At 60.1% G+C, this 21075-nt stretch carries 17 protein-coding genes and 2 pseudogenes; 5 read left to right on the forward strand and 14 right to left on the reverse strand.

Translation table 11 applies throughout. The annotated features are described in order from the left end of the window. Nucleotides 1-122: 122 nt before the first annotated feature. The 10 genes and pseudogenes from DDE20_RS17370 to DDE20_RS17415 form a co-directional block, all read right to left on the reverse strand. Nucleotides 123-785 (reverse strand): annotated as a pseudogene (locus DDE20_RS17370) (IS6 family transposase); the annotation flags it as partial. A gap of 103 nt (nucleotides 786-888) precedes the next feature. Continuing rightward, entirely contained in the window at nucleotides 889-1473 is a 585-nt protein-coding gene (locus tag DDE20_RS17375) for a TetR/AcrR family transcriptional regulator (protein WP_165814559.1), read from the reverse strand. Nucleotides 1474-1527: 54 nt separating this feature from the next. Beyond that, nucleotides 1528-3105: a sulfatase-like hydrolase/transferase gene (locus DDE20_RS17380; protein WP_116559805.1), complete on the reverse strand. Its 1578-nt coding sequence runs from the start codon at nucleotides 3103-3105 to the stop codon at nucleotides 1528-1530. 59 nt (nucleotides 3106-3164) lie between these two features. After that, nucleotides 3165-4193: a TRAP transporter substrate-binding protein DctP gene (gene dctP / locus DDE20_RS17385; protein WP_165814560.1), complete on the reverse strand. Its 1029-nt coding sequence runs from the start codon at nucleotides 4191-4193 to the stop codon at nucleotides 3165-3167. Nucleotides 4194-4216: 23 nt separating this feature from the next. Further along, nucleotides 4217-4729 (reverse strand): TRAP transporter small permease, encoded by a 513-nt coding sequence (locus DDE20_RS17390; protein ID WP_116559807.1) that lies wholly within the window; start codon nucleotides 4727-4729, stop codon nucleotides 4217-4219. A 12-nt stretch (nucleotides 4730-4741) separates the two neighbouring features. Then, on the reverse strand, nucleotides 4742-6046 hold the full coding sequence (locus tag DDE20_RS17395; RefSeq protein WP_116559808.1) for a TRAP transporter large permease: 1305 nt from the start codon (nucleotides 6044-6046) through the stop codon (nucleotides 4742-4744). Beyond that, nucleotides 6043-7695 (reverse strand): CocE/NonD family hydrolase, encoded by a 1653-nt coding sequence (locus DDE20_RS17400; RefSeq protein ID WP_165814561.1) that lies wholly within the window; start codon nucleotides 7693-7695, stop codon nucleotides 6043-6045. The genes DDE20_RS17395 and DDE20_RS17400 overlap by 4 nt, the downstream gene beginning before the upstream one ends. 406 nt (nucleotides 7696-8101) lie before the next feature. Then, nucleotides 8102-8419 (reverse strand): 2Fe-2S iron-sulfur cluster-binding protein, encoded by a 318-nt coding sequence (locus tag DDE20_RS17405; protein ID WP_116559810.1) that lies wholly within the window; start codon nucleotides 8417-8419, stop codon nucleotides 8102-8104. 10 nt (nucleotides 8420-8429) lie between these two features. Further along, nucleotides 8430-9626, reverse strand: coding sequence for a cytochrome P450 (locus tag DDE20_RS17410; RefSeq protein ID WP_116559811.1), 1197 nt, complete (start codon nucleotides 9624-9626; stop codon nucleotides 8430-8432). A gap of 66 nt (nucleotides 9627-9692) precedes the next feature. Continuing rightward, complete coding sequence (locus DDE20_RS17415) at nucleotides 9693-11018, reverse strand: ABC transporter substrate-binding protein (RefSeq protein ID WP_116559812.1); 1326 nt, start codon at nucleotides 11016-11018, stop codon at nucleotides 9693-9695. Nucleotides 11019-11192: 174 nt separating this feature from the next. Here DDE20_RS17415 and DDE20_RS17420 point away from each other — a divergent pair, with 174 nt between their 5' ends. The 4 genes from DDE20_RS17420 (at nucleotide 11193) to repC (ending at nucleotide 15748) form a co-directional block, all read left to right on the forward strand. Then, nucleotides 11193-11855 carry a TetR/AcrR family transcriptional regulator gene (locus tag DDE20_RS17420; RefSeq protein ID WP_116559813.1) on the forward strand — a complete coding sequence of 221 codons (663 nt, stop codon included), beginning with the start codon at nucleotides 11193-11195 and terminating at the stop codon, nucleotides 11853-11855. A 457-nt stretch (nucleotides 11856-12312) separates the two neighbouring features. Next, nucleotides 12313-13491 (forward strand): plasmid partitioning protein RepA, encoded by a 1179-nt coding sequence (gene repA / locus DDE20_RS17425; protein ID WP_116559814.1) that lies wholly within the window; start codon nucleotides 12313-12315, stop codon nucleotides 13489-13491. 10 nt (nucleotides 13492-13501) lie between these two features. Next, nucleotides 13502-14404 (forward strand): plasmid partitioning protein RepB, encoded by a 903-nt coding sequence (gene repB / locus DDE20_RS17430; RefSeq protein WP_116559815.1) that lies wholly within the window; start codon nucleotides 13502-13504, stop codon nucleotides 14402-14404. A gap of 174 nt (nucleotides 14405-14578) precedes the next feature. Then, on the forward strand, nucleotides 14579-15748 hold the full coding sequence (repC, locus tag DDE20_RS17435; protein WP_116559816.1) for a plasmid replication protein RepC: 1170 nt from the start codon (nucleotides 14579-14581) through the stop codon (nucleotides 15746-15748). Between the two features lie 549 nt (nucleotides 15749-16297). On the opposite strand, the gene DDE20_RS17440 is transcribed toward repC, so the two are convergent. Then, complete coding sequence (locus tag DDE20_RS17440) at nucleotides 16298-17185, reverse strand: recombinase family protein (RefSeq protein ID WP_116559817.1); 888 nt, start codon at nucleotides 17183-17185, stop codon at nucleotides 16298-16300. Between the two features lie 236 nt (nucleotides 17186-17421). Here DDE20_RS17440 and DDE20_RS17445 point away from each other — a divergent pair, with 236 nt between their 5' ends. Beyond that, the gene (locus DDE20_RS17445) at nucleotides 17422-18480 is read left to right on the forward strand and encodes a hypothetical protein (RefSeq protein WP_240608202.1); all 1059 of its coding nucleotides are present in this window, start codon (nucleotides 17422-17424) and stop codon (nucleotides 18478-18480) included. 339 nt (nucleotides 18481-18819) lie between these two features. Here DDE20_RS17445 and DDE20_RS17450 read toward each other — a convergent pair. From DDE20_RS17450 to DDE20_RS17460, 3 genes and pseudogenes are all read right to left on the reverse strand, one after another. Continuing rightward, nucleotides 18820-18948 (reverse strand): annotated as a pseudogene (locus DDE20_RS17450) (IS5/IS1182 family transposase); the annotation flags it as partial. Between the two features lie 147 nt (nucleotides 18949-19095). Beyond that, complete coding sequence (locus DDE20_RS17455) at nucleotides 19096-20298, reverse strand: Fic family protein (RefSeq protein WP_116559818.1); 1203 nt, start codon at nucleotides 20296-20298, stop codon at nucleotides 19096-19098. A gap of 264 nt (nucleotides 20299-20562) precedes the next feature. After that, nucleotides 20563-20793: a hypothetical protein gene (locus DDE20_RS17460; protein ID WP_116559819.1), complete on the reverse strand. Its 231-nt coding sequence runs from the start codon at nucleotides 20791-20793 to the stop codon at nucleotides 20563-20565. Between the last annotated feature and the right edge of the window lie 282 nt (nucleotides 20794-21075).

Consider the following 21075-nt stretch of genomic DNA (forward strand, 5'->3'; position numbering starts at 1 on the left):
ATGACGCTGGAAACCGTCGCCGCCATTTGCGACACTACCTCCATGGACCCGGCGACAATCGCCGCCCTGTAACTGCGGCCAAGCCAAGGCCGAAGAACAAAGTTACACCAGTTCCTGGGACACGATCGAGATTGGCGGTAGGTTGCTGCGAAATGGCAATGTCGTTTGGGGCGGAAGATGGTTGTAGACTGGTCATGGACGGTCAGGAATTGCTGCGCCTGACATGGGGACTTAAAACAGCCCATGATCTTTTCTCGCCGTTTGGTGTGCCGGTGCGACGCCTCGGAGCGATTGTTTAATCCTTTGTGTGAGCGATGAACTATGCTTTAGCAAAGCCCCCTTACGGCGGCGCGATAGCTGCGCAGTTTGTCGGTCACGAGAACCCGTGGCATGCCCCTTTGCTGCTTCAGTTTTCGGAGAAATCGCTTGGCCGCATGAGTGTTCCTGCGACTTTGGACCAGGATCTCCAGTACGTCGCCGTTCGCGTCGACCGCGCGCCAAAGCCAGTGCTTCTGGCCTCGGGTCGAAATCATGGCCTCGTCGAGGTGCCATTTGTCGGCCGGTGCTGGACGGTCGCGCCGGATTTTGGCGGCAATCTGTGTGCCGAACCGCTGGGACCACACCCGGATGCTTTCATACGAAGTAATCACGTCGCGCTCGGCTAGCAGATCCTCGACATCGCGCAGGCTCAGCGCAAAACGATGATACGCCCAGACGGCGTAAGCGATGATAGAGCGGGGGAAGCGAAAGCCCCTCATGCGAGATTGTGAAACCTGGCTGATCATGTCCAATGGCAAAGCATGCAGCTGTCCGCGTCAACAACCTGACAAAGCCCGCGCGCATCAGGCGAGTAATTCAACCGAACCGTTTGGAAGAAATACCGCTGTTCTAACGCGACGGCGGAACAGCGCAGCGCGGGTGTTCGAGGAACAGGCGCGCTGTCTCGGTGACGAATTCATGTTGAACGCGGGCGGCGGCAAGTCGTTGGTCCAGATCAAGGCAACCATTCCGCAGAAATTCACTCATCACGATAACATAGTAATGTTCGGCAATCCGCCGTGCCCGAACCTCATCGAGTCCCATCGCAGAGAAAATCTGGGTATAGCCCTGAATCCGGTTTTCATCCTCGCTTTGGATGCGCTGCAGCAACTGCGGATCACTCGCCGCTGCCAGACGCAGGAACACCGATTGCGGCCCGCTCACCATTCGAATGACGTATTCGAAGACGTCCCACAGCCGGTCTGCAGGCGGCTTTTCTGAATCGATCAGGTGATGCACTGCCGTCGTGCGCCCGAGCCGGTAAATCCACCGGTCAACAACCGCATCAATCAGATCCTGACGATTCTTGAAATGCCAATAGAAACTACCGCGCGTGACTTTCAGGCGCTTGGCAATTGGGTCTACCTTGACCGTATCCAACGACCCTTCGGACAACGCGCCCCAGGCGGCGTCGATCCAGTCGTCGCGCGTCAAATGCACGCTCTGGCTTTCTCCGGGTTTTGTTGTCGGTTGCTTTGACACAGGTATTCACCACTCTCCGATGCGGACGCCAACAAAATGCTCTTTTGCCGTGCGCTTGTCGACGGCGGCGTCGGCTTCTGTGGTCCTGTAGCGCCGCCGGGCAATCTTGTCGAACAGTAACGCCTGCAAGGTGTTGCGTTCATTCTGGTGGTTCGGGCAGGTTCCGAGGTCGGTGACTTCGTCGGGATCTGCCTGCATATCGAAAAGCTGGGGTTGATACCCCAACCAGGCAATATACTTCCAGCGGTCGGTGCGGAGCATGAAACCATGCGCCCCTGTGGGGCCGAGACCAAGCTCCAGACGGGCGGCGGAATAGCTGTAGTCGGCCTCGGAAAGCACCGCCTGATGCGCGGGCTGGCTGCGCGTCCCGTCCAGATAGCCGGCCAGCGTTACACCCTCGAGATACTGATCATCTGGCGGCAGCCCCGCCAGATCCAGAAAAGTGGGCAGCAGGTCAATCGACTGCACCAGATCATTCACAACGTTGCCGTGTGTCGCCTGCGCCGAGGCGCGCGGATCAGCGATAATGAGCGGCACGCGGGACGAGGCATCGTGGAAGAGTTCCTTGTCGCCCAGCCAATGATCGCCCAGATAATCGCCGTGGTCCGAGGTGAACACGACAACCGTATTCTCAAGCTGCCCGCAAGCGGCAAGATGTTCCATCAGCCGGCCGATCTCATCGTCGATCTGTGTGATCAGGCCCATATAGGCGGGAATGACAGCCTCGCGCACGGTATCGCGCGAGAACGACGCCGACTGCTGCAGGCCCATGAAGGCCCCGTAGACCGGGTGCGGTTCCCGGCGCTCGGTCTCGGTGCGCACGGCAGGCGATACGTCATCGGCCGAATAGAGGGCGTGATAGGGGGCCGGCGCGACATAGGGCCAATGCGGCTTGATGAAACTCAGGTGCAAGAGCCAGGGGTCTTTGCCGGCCTCGTCAATAAATTCGATGGCGCGGTTGGTCATATAGGCGGTTTCGGAATGCTCGGCGGGAAGTCGGGCGGGGTAAGGGGCCGATTTCATCTCCCAACCCGAAATCACCCTGCCTTCCGGGGTTTCAACCGAATTTGCAAAGTCATGCCATGGATTGCTGGAAACGTAACCCAGTGAGCGCAGCCAGCTGTTATACGCCACATCACCCCGCCGCGAGATGAGCTGTTCGGTATGAATTCCGTCATCGCGGTCAAAGGGCTCGAAGCCACCCGTCATCAGGTGTCGGCCACGCGGCGACCCGGGATCAATCCCAAGGCGGCGCAATTCGGCGGGATCGCGGCGCAGATGGGTTTTGCCCACCACCGCCACGCGGTATGCCGCGCAGAGATGATCACCCATGGTCATCTCGTCCGGTGCCAGCGGCACGCCGTTCCAGCTGGCCCCATGCGATGATACATAGCGTCCGGTGTAGGTGCAGGCGCGCGAGGGTCCGCAAACGGGTGCCTGAACATAGGCGCGGTCAAACCGCACGCCGCGAGCTGCCAGGGCATCGATGTTGGGGGTCTGCAATGCTGGATGGCCCGCGCAACCGAGATAATCCCAGCGCAACTGGTCGCACATGATGAACAAGATGTTCGGACGGGGGGACATGGGCGGCTCCCTATGATGAATGTGCGCCGCTCCCGTTGGTCGGAGGCGGCGCTGTCGGGTTACTCGGCGGCGAGTTCGGCCGAAACATTGGCCATCTCGGCCTGCAGGGCTTCGTAGAAATCGCGCGCGGGTCGGCCGGTTGCCTCGACTTCATCGATCAGGCGTTCGATCACCGGTTGCAGGCGTTCGGCCGCCGCAGCGCGATCTTCCGGCGAGACAACGATGATCTCGTTGCCGCGCTCTTGCGCAGCGGCAATCGCCTGCGCGTCGATCTGCTGGAAACACTCGGCTTCGTGTCGGGCGACCGCATCACCTGAGAAATGGGTGTCCACCAGTTCCTGCAGATCGGCGGGCAACGAGTCGTAAAACTGGTGGCTCATGCCCATGAAAGTGAGGCCAACAGCAAGATCGCCTTGGATATGTTGTTGCGCGACCTCGTCCAGATGGAAAGTCGGCACCGCGGTCCATGGCGCGATGGCCCCGTCGATGACGCCGCGCTGCATGGCTTCATAGACCTCGGGCAGCGGCATCCCCGCCGGAACTCCGCCGAAGGCTTCGGTCAGCGCGGTCAGGCCCGGACCTGAGACCCGCATCCGGCGGCCTTCAAGTTCGGTAAACTCGTCCAGCGGCGCGGCCATGTGAAACTGGTAAGGGGTGGTCAGAATGATGGCCAGCAAGTGGATATCGGCAAATTCCTCGGCCAGCCAGGTCTGTGCAAGGCGCGTCATCGCGATCGACCCGGCGACGTTGTCCTCGACCAGCAGCGGCACGGTGGCGAGTTCCGACAGGGCAAAGCGGCCGGGAACATAGGTCAGCGGCCCCTGCGAGATATCGGTGACGCCGCGCACGACCTGCTCGAATTGCAGCGTCGGGTTCGCAAAGGCGGTGCCGCCGTGATAGGATTCAAAATCGATCCTGCCGCCCGAGGCCTCGGCGAGGTCCTGCATCATGCTTTGTGCGCCACACACGAACAGCGGTGCCGTCGGCGACCCCATGGTGCTGTAACGCAAGGTGAAATCAGCACCATAGGCCAGCGTCGCCAGCGGCGTGAGGGCGGCCGCAAAGGCCAGGCTCTTGATTGCAGTCATGTCATTCCTCCCAGATTGTGACATTAAAGTTCAGTAGAATTCTCGACGGACACCCGCCCCTGGGCGATCCCCAGCGCCCCGTTCAGCGCCGCCAGCAGGGCAACACCCAAGCCAAAAGCGGCAATGCCGTAAGTGACCAGCGGCTTGATGTGCAGGATCTCGGTCACCTGTCCGGTGCGCTGCAGGTAGATGCCGGTGTCCAGCGCCATCCAGCACAAGAACAGCACGCCGCCCGCGCCGACGAGGCTCCAGAACACGTCAAGCCCCCGGCGCAGCGAGGCCGGCGCGGCAGCCGTGGCGACCTCGACGTTGAGATGCGTGCGACGATCAAAGGCCGCCGGCAGGCCAAAGAAGCCGACAACCACCATCAACAGCGCGACCAGTTCAATGGCACCATGGATCGAAAAGCCGGGCGCCAGATGCCGCGCAAGAACATCAAGCACAACGATCGCCACCATCGAAACCAGACCCAACCCGGCCAGCCACGCCATGATCTGCGCGAGGCGCGAGAGTAGCCTTTGCAACCTATCAACCATGTCAGGGCCTCCTCAGTTGAATAAAAGATTGGGCAGAAATAGCACCAGTCCGGGAAAGACGATGAACAGCGCGATACGCAAGATATCGGCGACCACGAAGGGCATCACACCCGCGAAGGCATCGATGATCGAGATCTGCGGTGTCACGCGCGACAGCAGGAACACGTTCATGCCGATGGGCGGGGTCAGCAGGCCGAACTCGACCACCATCACCATGATGATGCCGAACCAGACCGGATCGAACCCGGCCTGCTGGACCAGCGGGAACACCACCGGCGTAAAGATGAACAGGATGGCAATCGAATCGAGCACGCAGCCCATCAGGACAAAGAAAGCCAAAAGCAGCAGGATCAGGCCGGTCGGCGACAGATCCATCCAGGTCACGAAATCCACGATGGCGTTGGGAATGCGCGAGGCTTGCAGAAAATACTCGTAAAAGCTGATGCCGATGACGATGAACAGGATCATCGTTGAGAGCTGCACGGTCTCGGCGATGGCTTCGCGGAACACCCGCATGGAGAGACGGCGGCTGATCACCCCCACCAGCATCGCGCCCGCAGCCCCGATGGCTGCGCCTTCGGTGGGGGTGAAGAAGCCGACGAAAATGCCGCCCATCACCAGCGTGAACAGTGCCGCGATTCCCCAAATATTGCGGAGCGAGGCGACGCGCCCGCGCCACGAAACCCGGGTGCCCAGCGGCGCGTAATCGGGGCGGAACCGCAGCCAAACCCAGACCGTCGCCATATAGAACAGCGTGGCGATCAACCCGGGCAGAAAGCCCGCGGCGAACAGGCGTCCAATCGAGGTTTCGGTGATGATCGCATAGACGATCAGCGGCAGCGACGGCGGGATCAGGATCCCCAGCGTCGCCCCGGCCGCGACTGATCCACCGGCCAGCCGCGAGTTATAGCCCAGCTTGAGCATTGGCGGCACCGCGATGCGCGCCATGGTGCTGACCGTGGCGACGCTGGTTCCGCAGACCGCGCCAAAGCCGGCGCAAGACAGGATCGACGCCATCGACAGCCCGCCCGGGCGGTGCCCGACAAAGGTATTGGCCGCTGTGAACATCGCATCCGCCATACCGATACGCACCGCCAGCACGCCCATGAACAGGAACATCGGCAAGGTCGATAACGTGTAGTTCGACAGCGCGGAAACCGGCGCTTGCGACACCACAAAGAGCATCGTGTCCCAGCCGTGGATCAGCGTCAGGCCGCCGCCGCCCACGATCATCAGTGCCAGCCCGATCGGCGCGCGCAGCGCGATCAGCGCCAGCAGCGCGACAAATCCGGCCAGCCCTATGCCTTGAGCGCTCATGTCAGGCGTCCCCCGGAGACGAAGGTGCCGATCCGGTTGCCAGCGGTCACCGGCACCACCAGATGCGACGGGTGCTCGGCGTTGTGATGGATCGTGACCCGTGCCGCTTTGGCGCTCCACAAATGGCCCTGACAGATTGCATCCAGAGCCTGCGCCGGGGCCTCGTCATCGGCGCATTTGATCCGCAACCCTAGTTGCTCGCCGGGTTTCAGCGCAATGGCATAGGGGCGCACCTCGATGGCGAACTCGGTCACCGCGCCCGGCTCAAGCGGCTCACGCTTGTCGTGGGGGTGCCATGGCTGCCAAGGCGTGCTGCGCTCGGGGTCGGTTGCGCGCTGCGAGCCACGCAGCCAGCCCCGGGTCAGCAGCGTTTCCTTGCCTTCGGCGTCGCGGTGCAGGATCGAGACGAAGAATAGCGCCTCGGTGTCGGTGGTGCTGGCGTGCAGGTTCAGCACCATAGGCCCGCAGACCTCGGTTTCTTCAACCATCGGATACGACCAGAACTCGACGTTTTCGCGCTTGTAGGGCGAGTCGGCAAAAGACGTGGCCCCCTCGCCTGCCGCATACTCGCGCTCGGACATTTCGCCGTTTTCATGCAGGTAAAAGCGGGTAAAGCGTGTCTCGGGCAAGGGCCATTTGGCGGCGCTTTTCCAGGTGCCGGTGCCGACAACGAATAGGTTGACGTCGGGCTCGTCCATCATCCCGGTATCATTTTCCTTGAGCCAATGATCGAACCAGCGCAGCGCCTCAAGGTGATACTGATAGAACGGCCGGTCCAGATAGACCGGCGGGCCGATGGTCAGTTTGCGCGGGCCGTTCCAGTTCTGGAAACTGCGCAGCGCCCCCGGCAAATGCAGCCCATGCACGCCCCAACACGCGCCGAAATACCCCGGCACCGTGCATCCGCGATCATAGTCAACCGACCGAGCCCGGAAATAGGCGTTATCCAGCGGCATTTGCAGAATGTCGGCGATCATGCCGTTCTGTCCGGCCAGAGGATCGGTCAGGATCTTGCGCAGGAAATCGACCGACATCAGGTCATCATCGGCGCTGGCCTCGGCGTTTCCGGCGTCAAAAGCGGTCTGGCCGATCTCGTCGACCAGCAGGCTTTTCAGCCGCGCATTGTCGAGGCTGGGCAGCCACATCTGCATGAAGCGGTGGCTGAGGATGCCGCCGTGATAATAGCGGTCCCGGTACATGTCGGTATAACCATAGGGCGCAAAGATCGCCTTCAGCGCGGGGGGTGATAGTTGCGCGACCAGCGGCTGGACGATGGCAAAGAACGAGATACCAAACATGCCCAGATTGCCCGAACACCACGGTTGTTCCGCCAGCCAGCCGATCGCCTCGGCCAGATCCTTGATCGTGCGCGGACCGAGGTTTTCATAGGTCCCCCCCGATGCCCCTGTCCCGCGCACATTGACCACAACATGCGCATAGCCCCGGCGGGCAAAGAAATCGGCTGAACCGGCCTCCAGATGTCCGCGATCATGGCTAAACCCGATGGGCCGCATCGGCATGAATTGCTCGTCCGTGCTGTAGGCATGCGCGCTGACCACTGCGGGATACTGCCCTGCACCTTGCGGCCGCGTCACCACGGCTGCCAGCGTGATCCCGTCCGACACCGGAATCGTGAGGGTTTCGCGCATAGGGGTGTGCTGCCGCTTAGACAGCGACCAATCGACCGAAAACATATAGCTCCTCCCCAGACGCTCTCCATACACATCTGCATGTTGAAGTGTATGGGGCAGATGCGCGCTGAGTCAATACACTTATGTATGTCGCGGAGTTGATTGATAAGTCGTTGAAAAACAACGCTAAAGACAAGCAGTCACCCCGACACTTATGCCGTCGCTCGAAAATATATCTGCGGATCGCGAGTGAACTGAGATCGCATTTGGCGGATGGGAAAGAGAACCTGCAGCCCTATGCGGCGCCCGAACCGGCGCGCATTCGATGGTGCTGCAGATCTTATTAACCCTTCACAATTAGCAAGCCGCGCCGCCCATCGGTTCAGAGTGGCATCCCCTGATCCTGCAGGCGGCGCGGCTATTGTCACATCTCGTCGGGCACCCGCAGGACAATCCCGTCGAGCGCATCGCTCATGATGATCTGGCACGACAGGCGCGATTGCTCGGTGCGGTCGGTCGCGGTCATGTCCAGCATCGCATCCTCGTGATCCGAGATCTCCGGCAAGGGGCCGGGCGCATCTTCGACGAAACAATGACAGGTCGCGCAGGCCAGCGAGCCGCCGCATTCACCCAGAATTGCGGTGAGACCGTTATGAATGGCGGCCTCCATCAGGCTTTGGCCATTGGGAACCGCCAATGTGTTTTTGCTGCCATCGGGAAGGATATAGGTGGCCTTGGGCATGGGAACTCCGTCAGTGAACCGTGACGCGGCAGGATTGCAGGCCGTGCAGGATGTTGTTGTGAAAAATCTGCGCCTCCAGCAGCTCGAAACGCTCGACCCGCGGGAGCAATTCCGTCAGCAACGCGCGGATTTCGAGTCGCGCAAGGTTCTTGCCGACGCAATTATGCTCGCCATGGCCAAAGCCCAGATGATCGTTGCTGTCGCGACGCAGGATATCGAATTCGGTCGGATTGTCCCATTTGCGCTCATCACGGTTGGCGGAGCCGTAAGCGATGATCACACGACTGCCCGCAGGCAGGGTGACGCCGCCGATCTCGACATCCTTGGCAACATAGCGCGAGAAATTCTGGATAGGACTGTGCAGCCGCACCGCCTCGTTGATCGCCGAGGGGATCAGCGCCGGATTGTCGCGCAGTTTTTGCCATTGATCGGGGTGTTTGGCAAAGAGCCAGACCAGCCAGGTGGTGGCAAAGATCGTCGTATCCAGAGACGGCCCCATATAGTCATTCATCATGAAGGGCGCGTCCTCGACGCTGACCTCGCCGCGCTCGGCCGCATCCCAGATCATCTGCGCCCAGCCATCGGGTTTCAGCTTGCCGGGCACGCATTGGGTAAAGGCGTAATTGACCATTTCACCGACAATCGGCATCGCCGCTTTGGTGCGGTCCGAATTTGCCGGTCCGAAGCAATCGAAATTCGCCGGCGCCCATGCCAGCATCCGCTCGCGCCCCTTCTCGGGCAGGCCGACCAAATCGGACACGATGGTCACCGGCAAATGCTGGGCCAATTCGGTTGCCGCGTCAAAGCTGCCCTGCTCGACCAGACGAATGACCAGTTCTTTGGCCTCCTCGGCGACGCGGTTGCGCAACTGGCTCAAGGCTTTCGGCGTCACCGGCCGTTCGATCACCTTACGCAGGGCATCATGACGTGGCGGGTCCGAGCATAAGAGGCCGCCGCGCAGCTTCTCGTTCATCTCGTCATTCATCGTCACGCCACCGGCGGAAGAAAAGCTCTCCCAATCCTCGAGCGCCTGTTTGGTCTCGGCATATCGGGGCAGCATATAAAGCCCGTAAGCCTCAAGCCAGATCACCGGTCCGGCGTCGCGCAGCTCTTGGTAAAGGGGATAGGGATTGATCAGGTTTTCGGTGTCGAAAAGCCTGGCACTCGACGACACAGCGCCGCGTGCAGGATTGGTAGGATTTGTCATCTGAACCTCGGAAGCAATTGAAAGCACCGCCCTGCCGATGGGCAGGACGGCCCGATGAGGGCGGGATCAGCTCAGCAGTTCCAGCGATCCGGTCGTTGAAATACCAGGTGCGCGCTGGTTGTTGACGATCTCGAGCTCGTATTTGAACTCACCGTTGCGCAGCTTCCATTGGCCGCCGACCAAAGGCGTGGTCGAGACATTGCGGATCGGGTTCGTCGGGCCGCCTTGCGACCAGTTCACCGGACCAACGACGGATTGGTAATCAGTCGCTGCAATCGCGTCGCGCACTGCGCCCGCATCCATCGGGTTGCCCGAGCGTTTGAGCACATCGACGGCGACTTCCAACAGCGCATGTTTAAAGCCGATGGGCTGCGTCCATTGCCGTCCGGTGGCCGCGGTAAATGCCCCGGCCAGTTCCGCCGAGGATTGGCCGGTCAGACCCGATGAGAAAGGATGGCTTGGTGACCACCAGACCTCGGTGGTGATGCCGTCGCCGGTGTCGCCCAGCGATTCCACCGCTGCAGGAAACAGCATCGCCTTGGCAATGGTGCAGAATTTCAGCCGCTGACGCAGACCCTGCTGCGCTGCCTGCGACCAGAAGGTGGCAAAGTCTGGCGGTGTCACGGCCCCGGTCAGGATCTCGATATTCGATGATGCAAAGCTGGAAACGAAAGCGCTGTGCTCGTCGGACATCGGTGTCGCCAGACCGGGCAGGTCGAGTTCATAGCCCGCCTCGCGGATAAAACGCGGAAAGCCAAGCTCGGCGTCCGACAGGGCAACGCCCTCGACATCATTGGTAAAGAACGCGCCGACCGAGCGGTTGGTCTCTTGCGTATCCCACATGTCGGTAAAGACCCCCAACATGTCCCCCAAGCCCCAAAAGAAGTGATAGGTCCAGTCAAAACCAACGGCGGGGTTGCCGCCGCGGCCAAAGAAATGGGCCTCCCAAGGGGTGTCGGTGGTGATGCAGGGCACCTCCATGATCTCGGCCTGATCGGCGACCGGATTGGTGGTGTCGCCGGTTGACGAACCCAAGAGCAATTGCACCTCATCGCGCAGGATCAGATCGGCGGTGACCTCGGCGCAACGGCTGGGGTTGGACTGGCTGTCGCGCGCCAGAATTTCGACGTCATAGCTTGTCCCGTCGATTACCAGCCCCTCGGCCAGCGCGGCGCGAACGCCTGCGAGGACGAAATCATCCGCCTCGCCAAATGCCGCCAATGGTCCGGTTTGCGGGCTGACAAAGCCGATGCGGATGGTGCCGCCAGTCGACGCCAGCGCCGGAGCAGCGAGCCCGCCGCTGGCCGCCAGCGTCGTCATCGCCGTGCCGTATTTGAGTATGTCGCGCCGTGTCGGTGCGACCAGTTTGCGCGTGTCAGTCTGGGTTTTCATGGTCCGGTTCCTCCCGTTGCAGACCCGTCTTCAGGCCGCGCCGTTCCTCCCTGACGCAAAGCTGATGACATATCATTTATGATAGATGATCGTTTTCGGACTTCTGTCAACTGCTTTGACGCTCGACCGCCTCTGGCATAAGGTCGGCAGGGTGAAACCAGAAAGACAGAGACCATGGGACGTGTTACCGCGCGAAAGATCCGCACCCGCGCAAAGCTGATCGCAGCGGCCCATAAACTTATGTCGGATCAAGGCGTTGATCGGACGACGATCCAGCAGATCACCGATGAGGCCGATATCGGCTTCGGCACATTTTACAGCTACTTCCAATCCAAAGACGAGATCGCCGAAAAAGTGCTCGATTGCGTGATCCACAACCTCGGGCAGCGCAACAGAATGGCGAATCAGCAAGAGGGCGTCACCGATCCGGTCGCCGTCATCGGCAATTCCGTTCGCCTCACTGCACATGAAATGCTGTCGGATCCGATGTGGCACTGGTGGCTGAAACGCACGGATCTTATGGTGCGCCGGATGAATATCGGGTTTCGTTCTTTCGGGCTCGAGGACATGCGCGTGGCCCATGACGCCGGACATCTGAACCTGCCGGGCAATGATGTGGCCGCGGGTTGGAGCTATTTGATCTGGCTATTGGCGGGCACTATCACCGATATAACCGACGGCGTTTCCGCGCCTACGTCGGTCTCGACCATGGCCGAGGCGATCATGCGGGTGCTGGGCGTCGACGCGCAGCACGCTGCCTCCGTCGCAGCCGCCCCCCTGCCGCAGTTTCCCGCACTGAAGGTCGATTTCAACTTCTCGCTGAATGAGGACGCATAAACGGGGCCTGTGCCTTATACAGGCACAATATCCACCGGCGGTCGCTGCCAAAACACGCTGCTCTTCCCAAGCGAATCGCACTGCATGAGGCCGAACGACCCTCATGGCTGCCGAGGCAGGTATGGTTTGTTAGACACTGTTTGAGCCGGAAAAAGGCGATGATTGGCATATCTCGGCGCAGGCATGTTGCGAGAGGCCCCACTCGTATGTGGAGGAGTTGGTTAAAGTAATACATGAAGATCGACCCTTAACACGCTGAAAAAAAACGATTTTCACTGGTTGGCTTTTCTTTTGCACGCGCCTTCCCAGCCTCGCGCAGGTTGTGGCTCAAGCAGGATTAGACACAATATATCGAAAAAGACTTGCGCGACTCGCCCGGACAGGCCATTCATTTACGGCAGGAAGCGAATAAACAGCTGAAAACCGTAACAAACGGAAACTCGGCGAAGGGCAGAGTATGAAACGTGAGGACCGCATCGACCATCTGGTCGGCGAGCATGCTGCGCGGCTGTCGGAACGATTGCAAGCGCATCGCGCACAATTGTTCCCGCCGGATGCACAGCGGGAGCTGCGCAAGTTCACCTCGGGTGAGGTCGCGGATTTATTGGGCGTCAAGGATGCCTATCTGCGCAAATTGCACCTCGACGGACGCGGGCCCGAGCCGGAAATCCGCGCTGGCGGCCGACGCTATTACAGCCTCGCGCAGGTGATGGAACTGCGCGTGATGCTCGAAAAAGGCGCCAAAGCTCCCGGCACTTATTTGCATGGGCGCGGGCCGGATGATCATCTGCAAGTGATCACGGTGATCAATTTTAAGGGTGGATCGGGCAAGACCACGACCGCCGCGCATCTGGCGCAGAAGATGGCGCTCGACGGCTACCGTGTGCTTGGCATCGATCTCGATCCGCAGGCCAGTTTCAGCGCGTTGCACGGGTTTCAGCCCGAGTTTGACCTGCTTGACGGGGGCACGCTTTACGACGCGATCCGCTATGAAGACCCCCTGCCCCTGCGCGATGTGATCCGCAAAACCTACATCCACGGGCTCGATATCATTCCCGGAAATCTCGACCTCATGGAGTTCGAGCATGAGACGCCGCGTGCGCTCGCCGCGCGGTCCGGTCATATGTTCTTTACCAAAGTTGGCGAGAAACTGGCCGAGGTGGAAGCCGATTACGACGTGGTTGTTATCGACTGCCCGCCGCAGCTGGGGTTCCTGACAATGTCCGCGCTTTCCGCCGCCACCGCCGTTCTGGTCACCGTGCATCCGCAGATGCTCGATGTGATGTCGATGTGCCAGTTTTTGCTGATGACCTCGAACCTGCTTGGCGTCGTTGCCGATGCTGGCGGCAATATGCAATACGATTGGTTGCGTTATCTGGTGACCCGCTACGAGCCCGGCGACGGGCCGCAGAACCAGATGGTCAGCTTTATGCGCAATCTCTTCGGCGATCATGTGCTGAATCATCCAGTGCTGAAATCCACCGCGATTTCGGACGCCGGGATCACCAAGCAAACACTCTACGAAGTCGAGAAATCGCAATTCACCCGCGCGACCTATGAGCGCGCGCTGGAAAGCCTGAATTCGGTCAACAGCGAGATTGAAGCCTTGGTTCAATCCGCGTGGGGCCGGGGTTGAGGAGAGCAAAATGGCACGTAAAGATCTCTTGAAAGGGTTGATGAGCGGCGAGGACTCTACGTCTCCGCGCAACTCCGCCCCGCGGATGACCGGCGGCGCGATCGGCGCGGTCAGCCGCTCGATCGCCGATTTGCGCACCCGCGCTTTGGTCGACGTCCCGGCTGATTTGATTGACGGCGCCGGTCTGCGCGACCGGCTCGAACCCGAAGCCGACCTCGAAGCGCTGGTCGACTCGATGCGCGAGCATGGGCAACAGGTTCCGGTCATGCTACGGCATTCACCGAACGCCGAGGGTCGTTATGAGGTGGTCTATGGCCGCCGCCGGATCGCTGCGCTGCGGCGGCTGGATATGCCGGTGCGCGCTTTTGTGCGCGACATCAACGACCGCGATTTGGTTGTCGCGCAGGGACAGGAGAATAGCGCGCGCCGCGACCTCTCGTTCATCGAGAAAGCGCTGTTTGCAAAATCGATGATCGAAATGGGCTTTGATCGCAAGATCACTGCCGAGGCGCTACACGCCGATAAGACAGTTATCAGCCGCATGTTGACCGTGGTCGACGCTTTGCCCGAGCCGCTAATCCAGGCGATTGGCGCGGCACCTTCGGCAGGTCGTGACCGCTGGCTGACACTCGCCACCCGCGCCAAGGACCGCGATCTCGATACCTTGATTGCGGCGGCGCAAGGCCCGGATTCCGACGCGCGTTTCGTCGCTGTGTTCAACGACCTTGCTCCTCAACGCAAACCAAAGGCGCCGGATGATTTCCGTGGCTTGTTAGCGCAGGGCGAGCCGATCGGCAGCATCCGCACCGATAAGGGCCGCTGCGTGATCGATGTGCCGCAGGAGTTTGGCGAGTGGCTGGCGCAGAATATTAACCAGATTCACCGCGACTGGGAGAACCAGCGCGGAGAGTAACCGAGCAGCAACAACAGGAAAGGCACGCAACCGACAAAAGAAAAGACCCCCCGGAACATGACATTCCGAAGGGCCCGTCTTCTTATCTAGCAATCTGAAGATACGGCTCAACGTTGACAGCTGTCAACAACGTCTTTGGGACGCGGGGCTGATTATTGTCGCGTGACAGTAAAAATGGAACATATTTCCCTGACCCCCTTCGGGCGCCAGCCGATGACGGCACGGCTGATCCATAGTCAACAGCTCGCGCAGGCCCCTGCCCCGCAAGGCAGCGCCGACAAATGGGCGATCTTGCGCGACCTTACCGCTGCGCGTGTTGCCTTCTGCGTGAGCGACCGCGCGTTGGCGGTTCTGGCGGCGCTGCTGTCGTTTCATCCCGATGCCGAGCTGCGCGACGGCGGGCAATTGGTGGTGCATCCCTCGAACGCCAGCCTCTGCGACCGCGCCCATGGCATGGCCGAGAGCACCCTACGGCGGCATCTGTCGGCTTTGGTGAAGGCCGGCCTTCTGGCGCGCCGTGACAGCCCCAACGGCAAGCGCTTTGCGGCGCGTGGCAGCAGCGGACAGGTGCAGGCGGTGTTCGGCTTCGATCTGCGGCCCCTCCTCGTGCGCGCGCCCGAGATCGCTGCAAAGGCCGATGACGCCCGAGCCGCCGCGTTGAAGCTCAAGCGGACGCGGGAAGCCGTGGTAATGCTTCTGCGTGATGCCAGCAAGCTCGCCGCCTGGGGGCGCGAGGAAATGGGTGGCAATTGGGATGCGCTCGAGGATGCCATCCGGCTGGCACAGCGCTCCACCCGCCGGCGCCTGCAACTCGCTGAACTTGAAGAGCTGCGCGAGACCTCAGCCGACCTTTTGGGGCAAGTTAAAGCCCGCCTGAAAGTCTTGGAAACACAGAATACGCACGGCACTGACGCTCAAAATGAGCGGCACTATCAGAATTCAAAGAAAGACTCTTATGAATCTGAACCTTGCTTAGAAGAGCAAGAGGTTTCGGCCGTGCGCCCAACTGAGCCTCCCTTGCCCTTGGGGTTGGTGTTGAAGGCCGTTCCAGAGATCGCGCTCTATGCGCCAGACCCATTGCGCAGCTGGCATGATCTGATCAGAGTCGCGGATATCGTGCGCCCGATGATCGGGATCAGTCCTGATGCCTTCGCCGAAGCGCAGCGGATTATGGGGCCAGAGGTCGCGGCCATTGTTGTTGCCTATATTTTGCAACGTCTTGACACCATCGCCCGCCCTGGCGGCTACCTGCGCTCTCTAAGCGCCAAAGCGGCCGAGGGGGCATTCTCGCCAGGGCCGATGGTGATGTCGCTCTTGCGATCCGAAACCTCCAAAGCCGCCTGAGCTCAGTGTTTGAAGCGATCTGTGGCTCCCAAGCAAGAAAGGTTCAAAGTTGACAGAACCATCGAGCATGTATCTCACTCGGGCTGTTTGGGAGGCTCCTTATTATTTGATGGCACCTAGCCATTCGCTGTCTTGCGGAGTGAGACGCTCCTGCAACAGATGTTCCGGTCGTGAGCGCTTCTCTCGAGCATTCAGCTGCCGTAGCGTGGTGAATTCTCAAGTTGTGGAAGTTTTCCGTGAGCAGAGTTGACAGCTGTCAACTCGGTGTGCCGGACGCAGATATAGGGACTAAAGCTGCGGTTAGTGTCTATTTCGAGGAGGGCCACGCGATTGCGCTGACTTGTCTAGGCAGCGAAACTGCGCAGGAGTGTGGCAAGACCTACCGCAGGATGATGTGACTGAAGACGCAATGCGGAGTTCCGGTCACCATCAATTTGACCTGAAGTCACCAGAAGCCAGCGCCGAGATCGCGAAGTTGACAGCTGTCAACTTCTCTGCCGTCAATCGCGGGGATGAAAGTGATTTTGCTGAGCAGAATTGCGACCGAGATCAACGCGTCATCAAACCCAGTCGTCGTGCTTGCTCCAAAAGCATCCGCACCGACGAGGGTTGCCAGTGACTGCGGCCGCGGGGGGTGCGTTCGCGCATCGCTTCGAGACGGTCGCAGATCGCTTGCAAAGTGATCTCGGGATCGGCCGTTTTGAGTGCCGCAACAATGGCGGGCAGGCGGTCGTCAATGTCGCGGCGGGTGGTGCGCTCGAGCACGGTGTCGGGCAGGAACCCGTTGCGCACATAGGCTTTGACGGCGCGCAGCAGGCGACTTTGTGTCCAGTGTTGCTCGGGTGGCAGTGGGGCGTTGATGATCCGCACAACGTCTTCCCAAGCGTGAAGGGGGCGCAGGCGCCGGACAGGCGGCACCCAATCGGGCGCGGTCTTAGACAGGCGTTGCAGATAGCCCTCCTGCCGCGCCAGCTGGATCTTGCGCAGGGCGGCGGGGTCTTTGTCGCGCAGCCCCGGATTGCCGCCGATGCGCCCGTTGTTGCGGGCGCTGGCTAGCCCAGCTTTGGTGCGCTCGCGGATCAAGGCGCGTTCGAACTCTGCCGCAGCGCCGAGCACTTGCAATGTGAACTTTCCTTGCGGGGAGGCGGTGTCAATCGGGTCTTGCAGCGAGCGAAAGAACGCCCCTCGAGCCTCGAGACGGTCAATCACTTGCAAGAGGTGCGAGAGGGACCGGGCTAGGCGGTCGATCCGCACAACCAATAACGTGTCGCCTTTGCCAATCCGCTCGAGCACACGCGCGAGGACCGGACGTGTGCGATCTCCGCCCGAGGCGTGTTCCTCATGGATCTCAACACAACCCGCCGACTTCAGCGCCTGCGACTGGGGCAGGGGGGTCTGATCGTCGGTCGAAACGCGGGCATAGCCGATAAGACACATGAGAAGAGGCGCTTTGCAATTTAAGGTGTCATAACTAAACGATCGTTTGTAAACGAATGCAAGCGCGTGCTCTGTGGCTGTGCTCGTTGGAAATCCCTTGGTTTCCTTACGCTGGACATGATCACAGAGCGGGTTAGGCGGATCGCATCGTCTTGTTTGCGCCTTTGATTGCGGCACCCAGAATGCATGTTTTGAAAACACTTGGGTAATGAGCATTATGGGCATATTATGCGCATATGAAGTCCAAGCGCACTGACTTTACGAATGAATGTCTGGAGTATACCGCCCCGGCTCAAGCCGGCGCGGAGGATGATTTGTGGTTCCTGCCCGGGCCTCCTGGGGACGACACCGATGATCTGACTCCTAGTTCTCGGGCTGACGTGGGCGAGGCCGCATTGCTTGCGGAGTGGCTAGACGCCGAGGCGGGCTTGGCGGCGCCATTGGCGCGGGTCGCAGGCCGGTTCGGTGCGCTGAATGACCGACTGTTAAGAGGGCCTGAGGGCTGGAGACATCGCCTCGCGCTGATCGAAACCGCCGAGCTGAGCTGGAGTATCGGTGACCGGATCACCGCGGTCCGGCTGGCACAATGGCTCGCACTGCGGCTGTCATCGGCGCAGGAAGACACCGGCGCCTTGCTTCGCGCGGGCTGGGCCGCGCGCCGATTGACAGCTGGGCCGGGGCCGATGAGCAATTTCGCCGCTTTCCTCGGCCGTCATGATCCCGAACACCCGAAGGACGGCTCGGATCTATTCATTCACCGCGCGGAAAGCTGGATTGCGCTGATGGAGACGGGTGCCGATCTGCATCCGATCAGCCGCGCCTGTATGTGCTATCACCTCTGGAGCCTCGTCGGTTTGCGCCCCCATAGTGAAACGCCGGAAGCCGCTGTAACAGCCGCGCGTATCGCTGCCGAGGAGGCCACGGGCGCGATCTTCGTGCCGCTCGCGATGGGCGGGGCAGGGGGGCTGCGTGGTGGCGGATCACCTGCGGAAAGATTGGCGCGGTGGCTCGATGGAATGGACCGTGCGATCCTCAGCGCGATGCGCCATCTTGATGACATTGAGGCGTGGGCGCAGCGAGCTGAGGTGCGTATGGCAACACTGTCCGGCCGCACGCCAGAAGCGCTGCGCAAATTGCTGTCTGAGTGGCCGCTGATCTCTGCCCCGATGGCAGAAGAGTTGACCGGCATAAGCCGCGCCGCTGTGCAGAGAAATCTGAACTGGATGCATGCAAATGGCTTGATTCACGAAGTCACCGGGCAGGGCCGGTTCCGAATGTGGCGCGCAGCTATCTGAGTGGGTGCTTTATTGTTGGTGTATCTATGTCTGTTCTCGTGATTGCTGACCTACACCTTGATTTTTGGCTCAGCGACGGTCGTGATCCGTTTGCGGCCCTCGATCCGGAGCTCCTGGCGTCTCTCGACGCGTTGATCCTTGCGGGTGATATCACCAACAAACCCAAGGTGCGCTGGCGCAGGGCGATCAGGGCTTGGTGGAGCTATTGCCTACCAATACCGGCTAAAACAGCCTCTCAATCGCACCAAACTGAGGTTTTGCAGAGTTTGATCCGTCTAATCGGTCGAGTTCAGTCAAAAAAAGGCCGGCGGAACTACGCGTCCTTTTTGCATTGTGGAGACCGGGGCTGCTGTCATGCGGCGCGAGCCAGATCATCCCCTTGTCCAGCCAGATCAGTAGCGACCCGCGCTTGCGAAGCGACGCCGTGTAGCTAGACCAGTTCGTTGTGCGGTAGCGGGCGGGTGCAGGTCAGCAACATGACCGGTTGCGCTTTTATTCTGAGATCCAACATGCCGTGCAGATGTTCGATGCGCGAACAGCGGCGGAGGAGGGCTAGAGTGCATCCGAAGCATCTTGGATGTCGCTGCTGCTTGTCGCCCTATCTGGCGACGCCGCTCACTCGGGCAAGTCACCATCGGCGAAGAGGTTGGGGAACAATCGCTCGCGATAATCCAACGGAAACGCCAAACGCACCGGCGTTTTCGGCGACGCCGATGACAGGTAACCCGCCGCCGTGAGCTTGCTGAGCGTGTTGCGCGCCGTGCGTTCGGAGGTCTTAAGCACGATCTGTGCATCGCCACGCTCGAGCGCACCATGCCGGAGAACCGCTGAAATGAGATCGGGCGCGCGCTTGTCATCGATGGTGTCTTGCACCAAGCGCCGGTAACGCTTTTCCAGACCGCCGAGATCAAAGAGTTTGCTCGAAAAAGTGACCTGATCAAGCGCAACTTTCAGAAACCATTCGCAATATGTTTTCAATGCTGCGGCAGACAGGTTTCCGCGCCCATCGCGATCACCGCGCCGCGGGCTAACTGCCAGATCCATCATCCGCTTGTACTCACTGCGGTCGCTCAACCCGCGTGCAAGGCCGCGCGACACCGACCAGAGCCCATGGCCACCGATGCCCGCTTCAAGCGCCATCGCATGCGACATCAGGCGGCTGACCCGCCCATTCCCGTCGGGAAATGGATGGATGTAATTCAGCCGGTGATGCGCCGAGGCAATTGCGATGATCCGACCACTCGCAGACCGTGCCGCAATCTGGAAACGCTTGTCGAAATGATCCAAAAAAGCGGGAACCCTACCCGACGAGGGCGGCAGGTGGCGGCCAACAGCAACCTCAGGGTCTCCCTCTTGCCGGATGCGACCGGGAACGATGGGCTCGGTGCTGCCGTCAGGATGTTCGATGCTGCGGAATTCCTCGGGCATCTCATCGTAGAAGGATTTGTGGACCCAAGTCAGGAATTCCACGGAAGTCGGGCGCGGCAAGGCGCCGTCCCGGTGCATCTTGTCGATGGACCGCTGGACAATGACATGCGCGCGCGCCTCGAGTGCCAGTGGCCGTGTTTCGGCTTCGAGCTCGGCCCCGGCGAGCGCCCGTTCGATATCGCGCGGCCGCGTGTTGTGCCCCTCGATCAGATTCGAGTAGTAGCAATTCATCACCCGCACCAAATCGGCCAATTCGGCAGCGCTGTCGGGATGAAGATCCCGCCCGAGCTGGGATGCCTCCCGCTGGATGTCGACCGATAGGTCTGCCAAACTCGCCGGTATATGCTCTTCGAAGAAGCAAGGCTCTATTCTGCCGGGTGTTTCTAGCATATCTTGCCGATGTCCTGTTCGCGCAATCCTATTGATTCAATAGCATTTACACGCATGATGGTAAAGTTCTTGCCGATGTTGGTTGCCGATCATTTCTGCCGTTGTCACGCATTTAGGTGCATCACATCCAAGGCAGCGGAAGGCAAAGTTTGCCGCGCACCCCAACATTCGTGGGTGCTGTAGAAATGAACCCAAAGGCAGCATCGCGGGCTCTCCCGCACCCTTACGGGTGCGGGAGAGCCGTATTACGTCGTGCAATGCACTTCATTTTGCAAAGAAACCATCAACCACGCTGCGAATCTTTTTCTGCACTGCGGGCATGTTTGCGGCAACATGTTCCAATGCCGGCTCACCGGTCTCCACCCAGATCGCGTGCTCGATGAAAGCCGGGCAACCCGGGAAAACTTCGGCTTCGATCTCGATATCTCCGTTCTTGGAGCCAAAGCGGGCTTTGATAAAGCAATCATCAATGAGGGTGTACTTCTTAAGGTCCATTGCGGATCTCCTGATGCTCGCACAAAATGTGCTACGGTTAATGTAAGAGCGGCCGCGCCGCTCAGAGAAGACATGTTGATGAAGGCAGAGAGACAGAAGAAAAAAGTGAAGATTTTTCCACATTTGTTGTAGTTCTTTGAAATCAAATAGAATTATATTCATTAGCGATGCCAATTCGCTGGCATCAATCGCTTACAGGATGGGAGCCTGCTGGACGACACAATGTGGTTGTGAAGGGTCTTCTGGGAAAGCGCTGTGCGCTTTCGGGCGTTCCTGCACCGG

The sequence above is a fragment of the Pararhodobacter oceanensis genome (genome assembly GCF_003076755.1).
In the GTDB taxonomy this organism is placed as follows: Bacteria; Pseudomonadota; Alphaproteobacteria; order Rhodobacterales; family Rhodobacteraceae; genus Pararhodobacter; species Pararhodobacter oceanensis.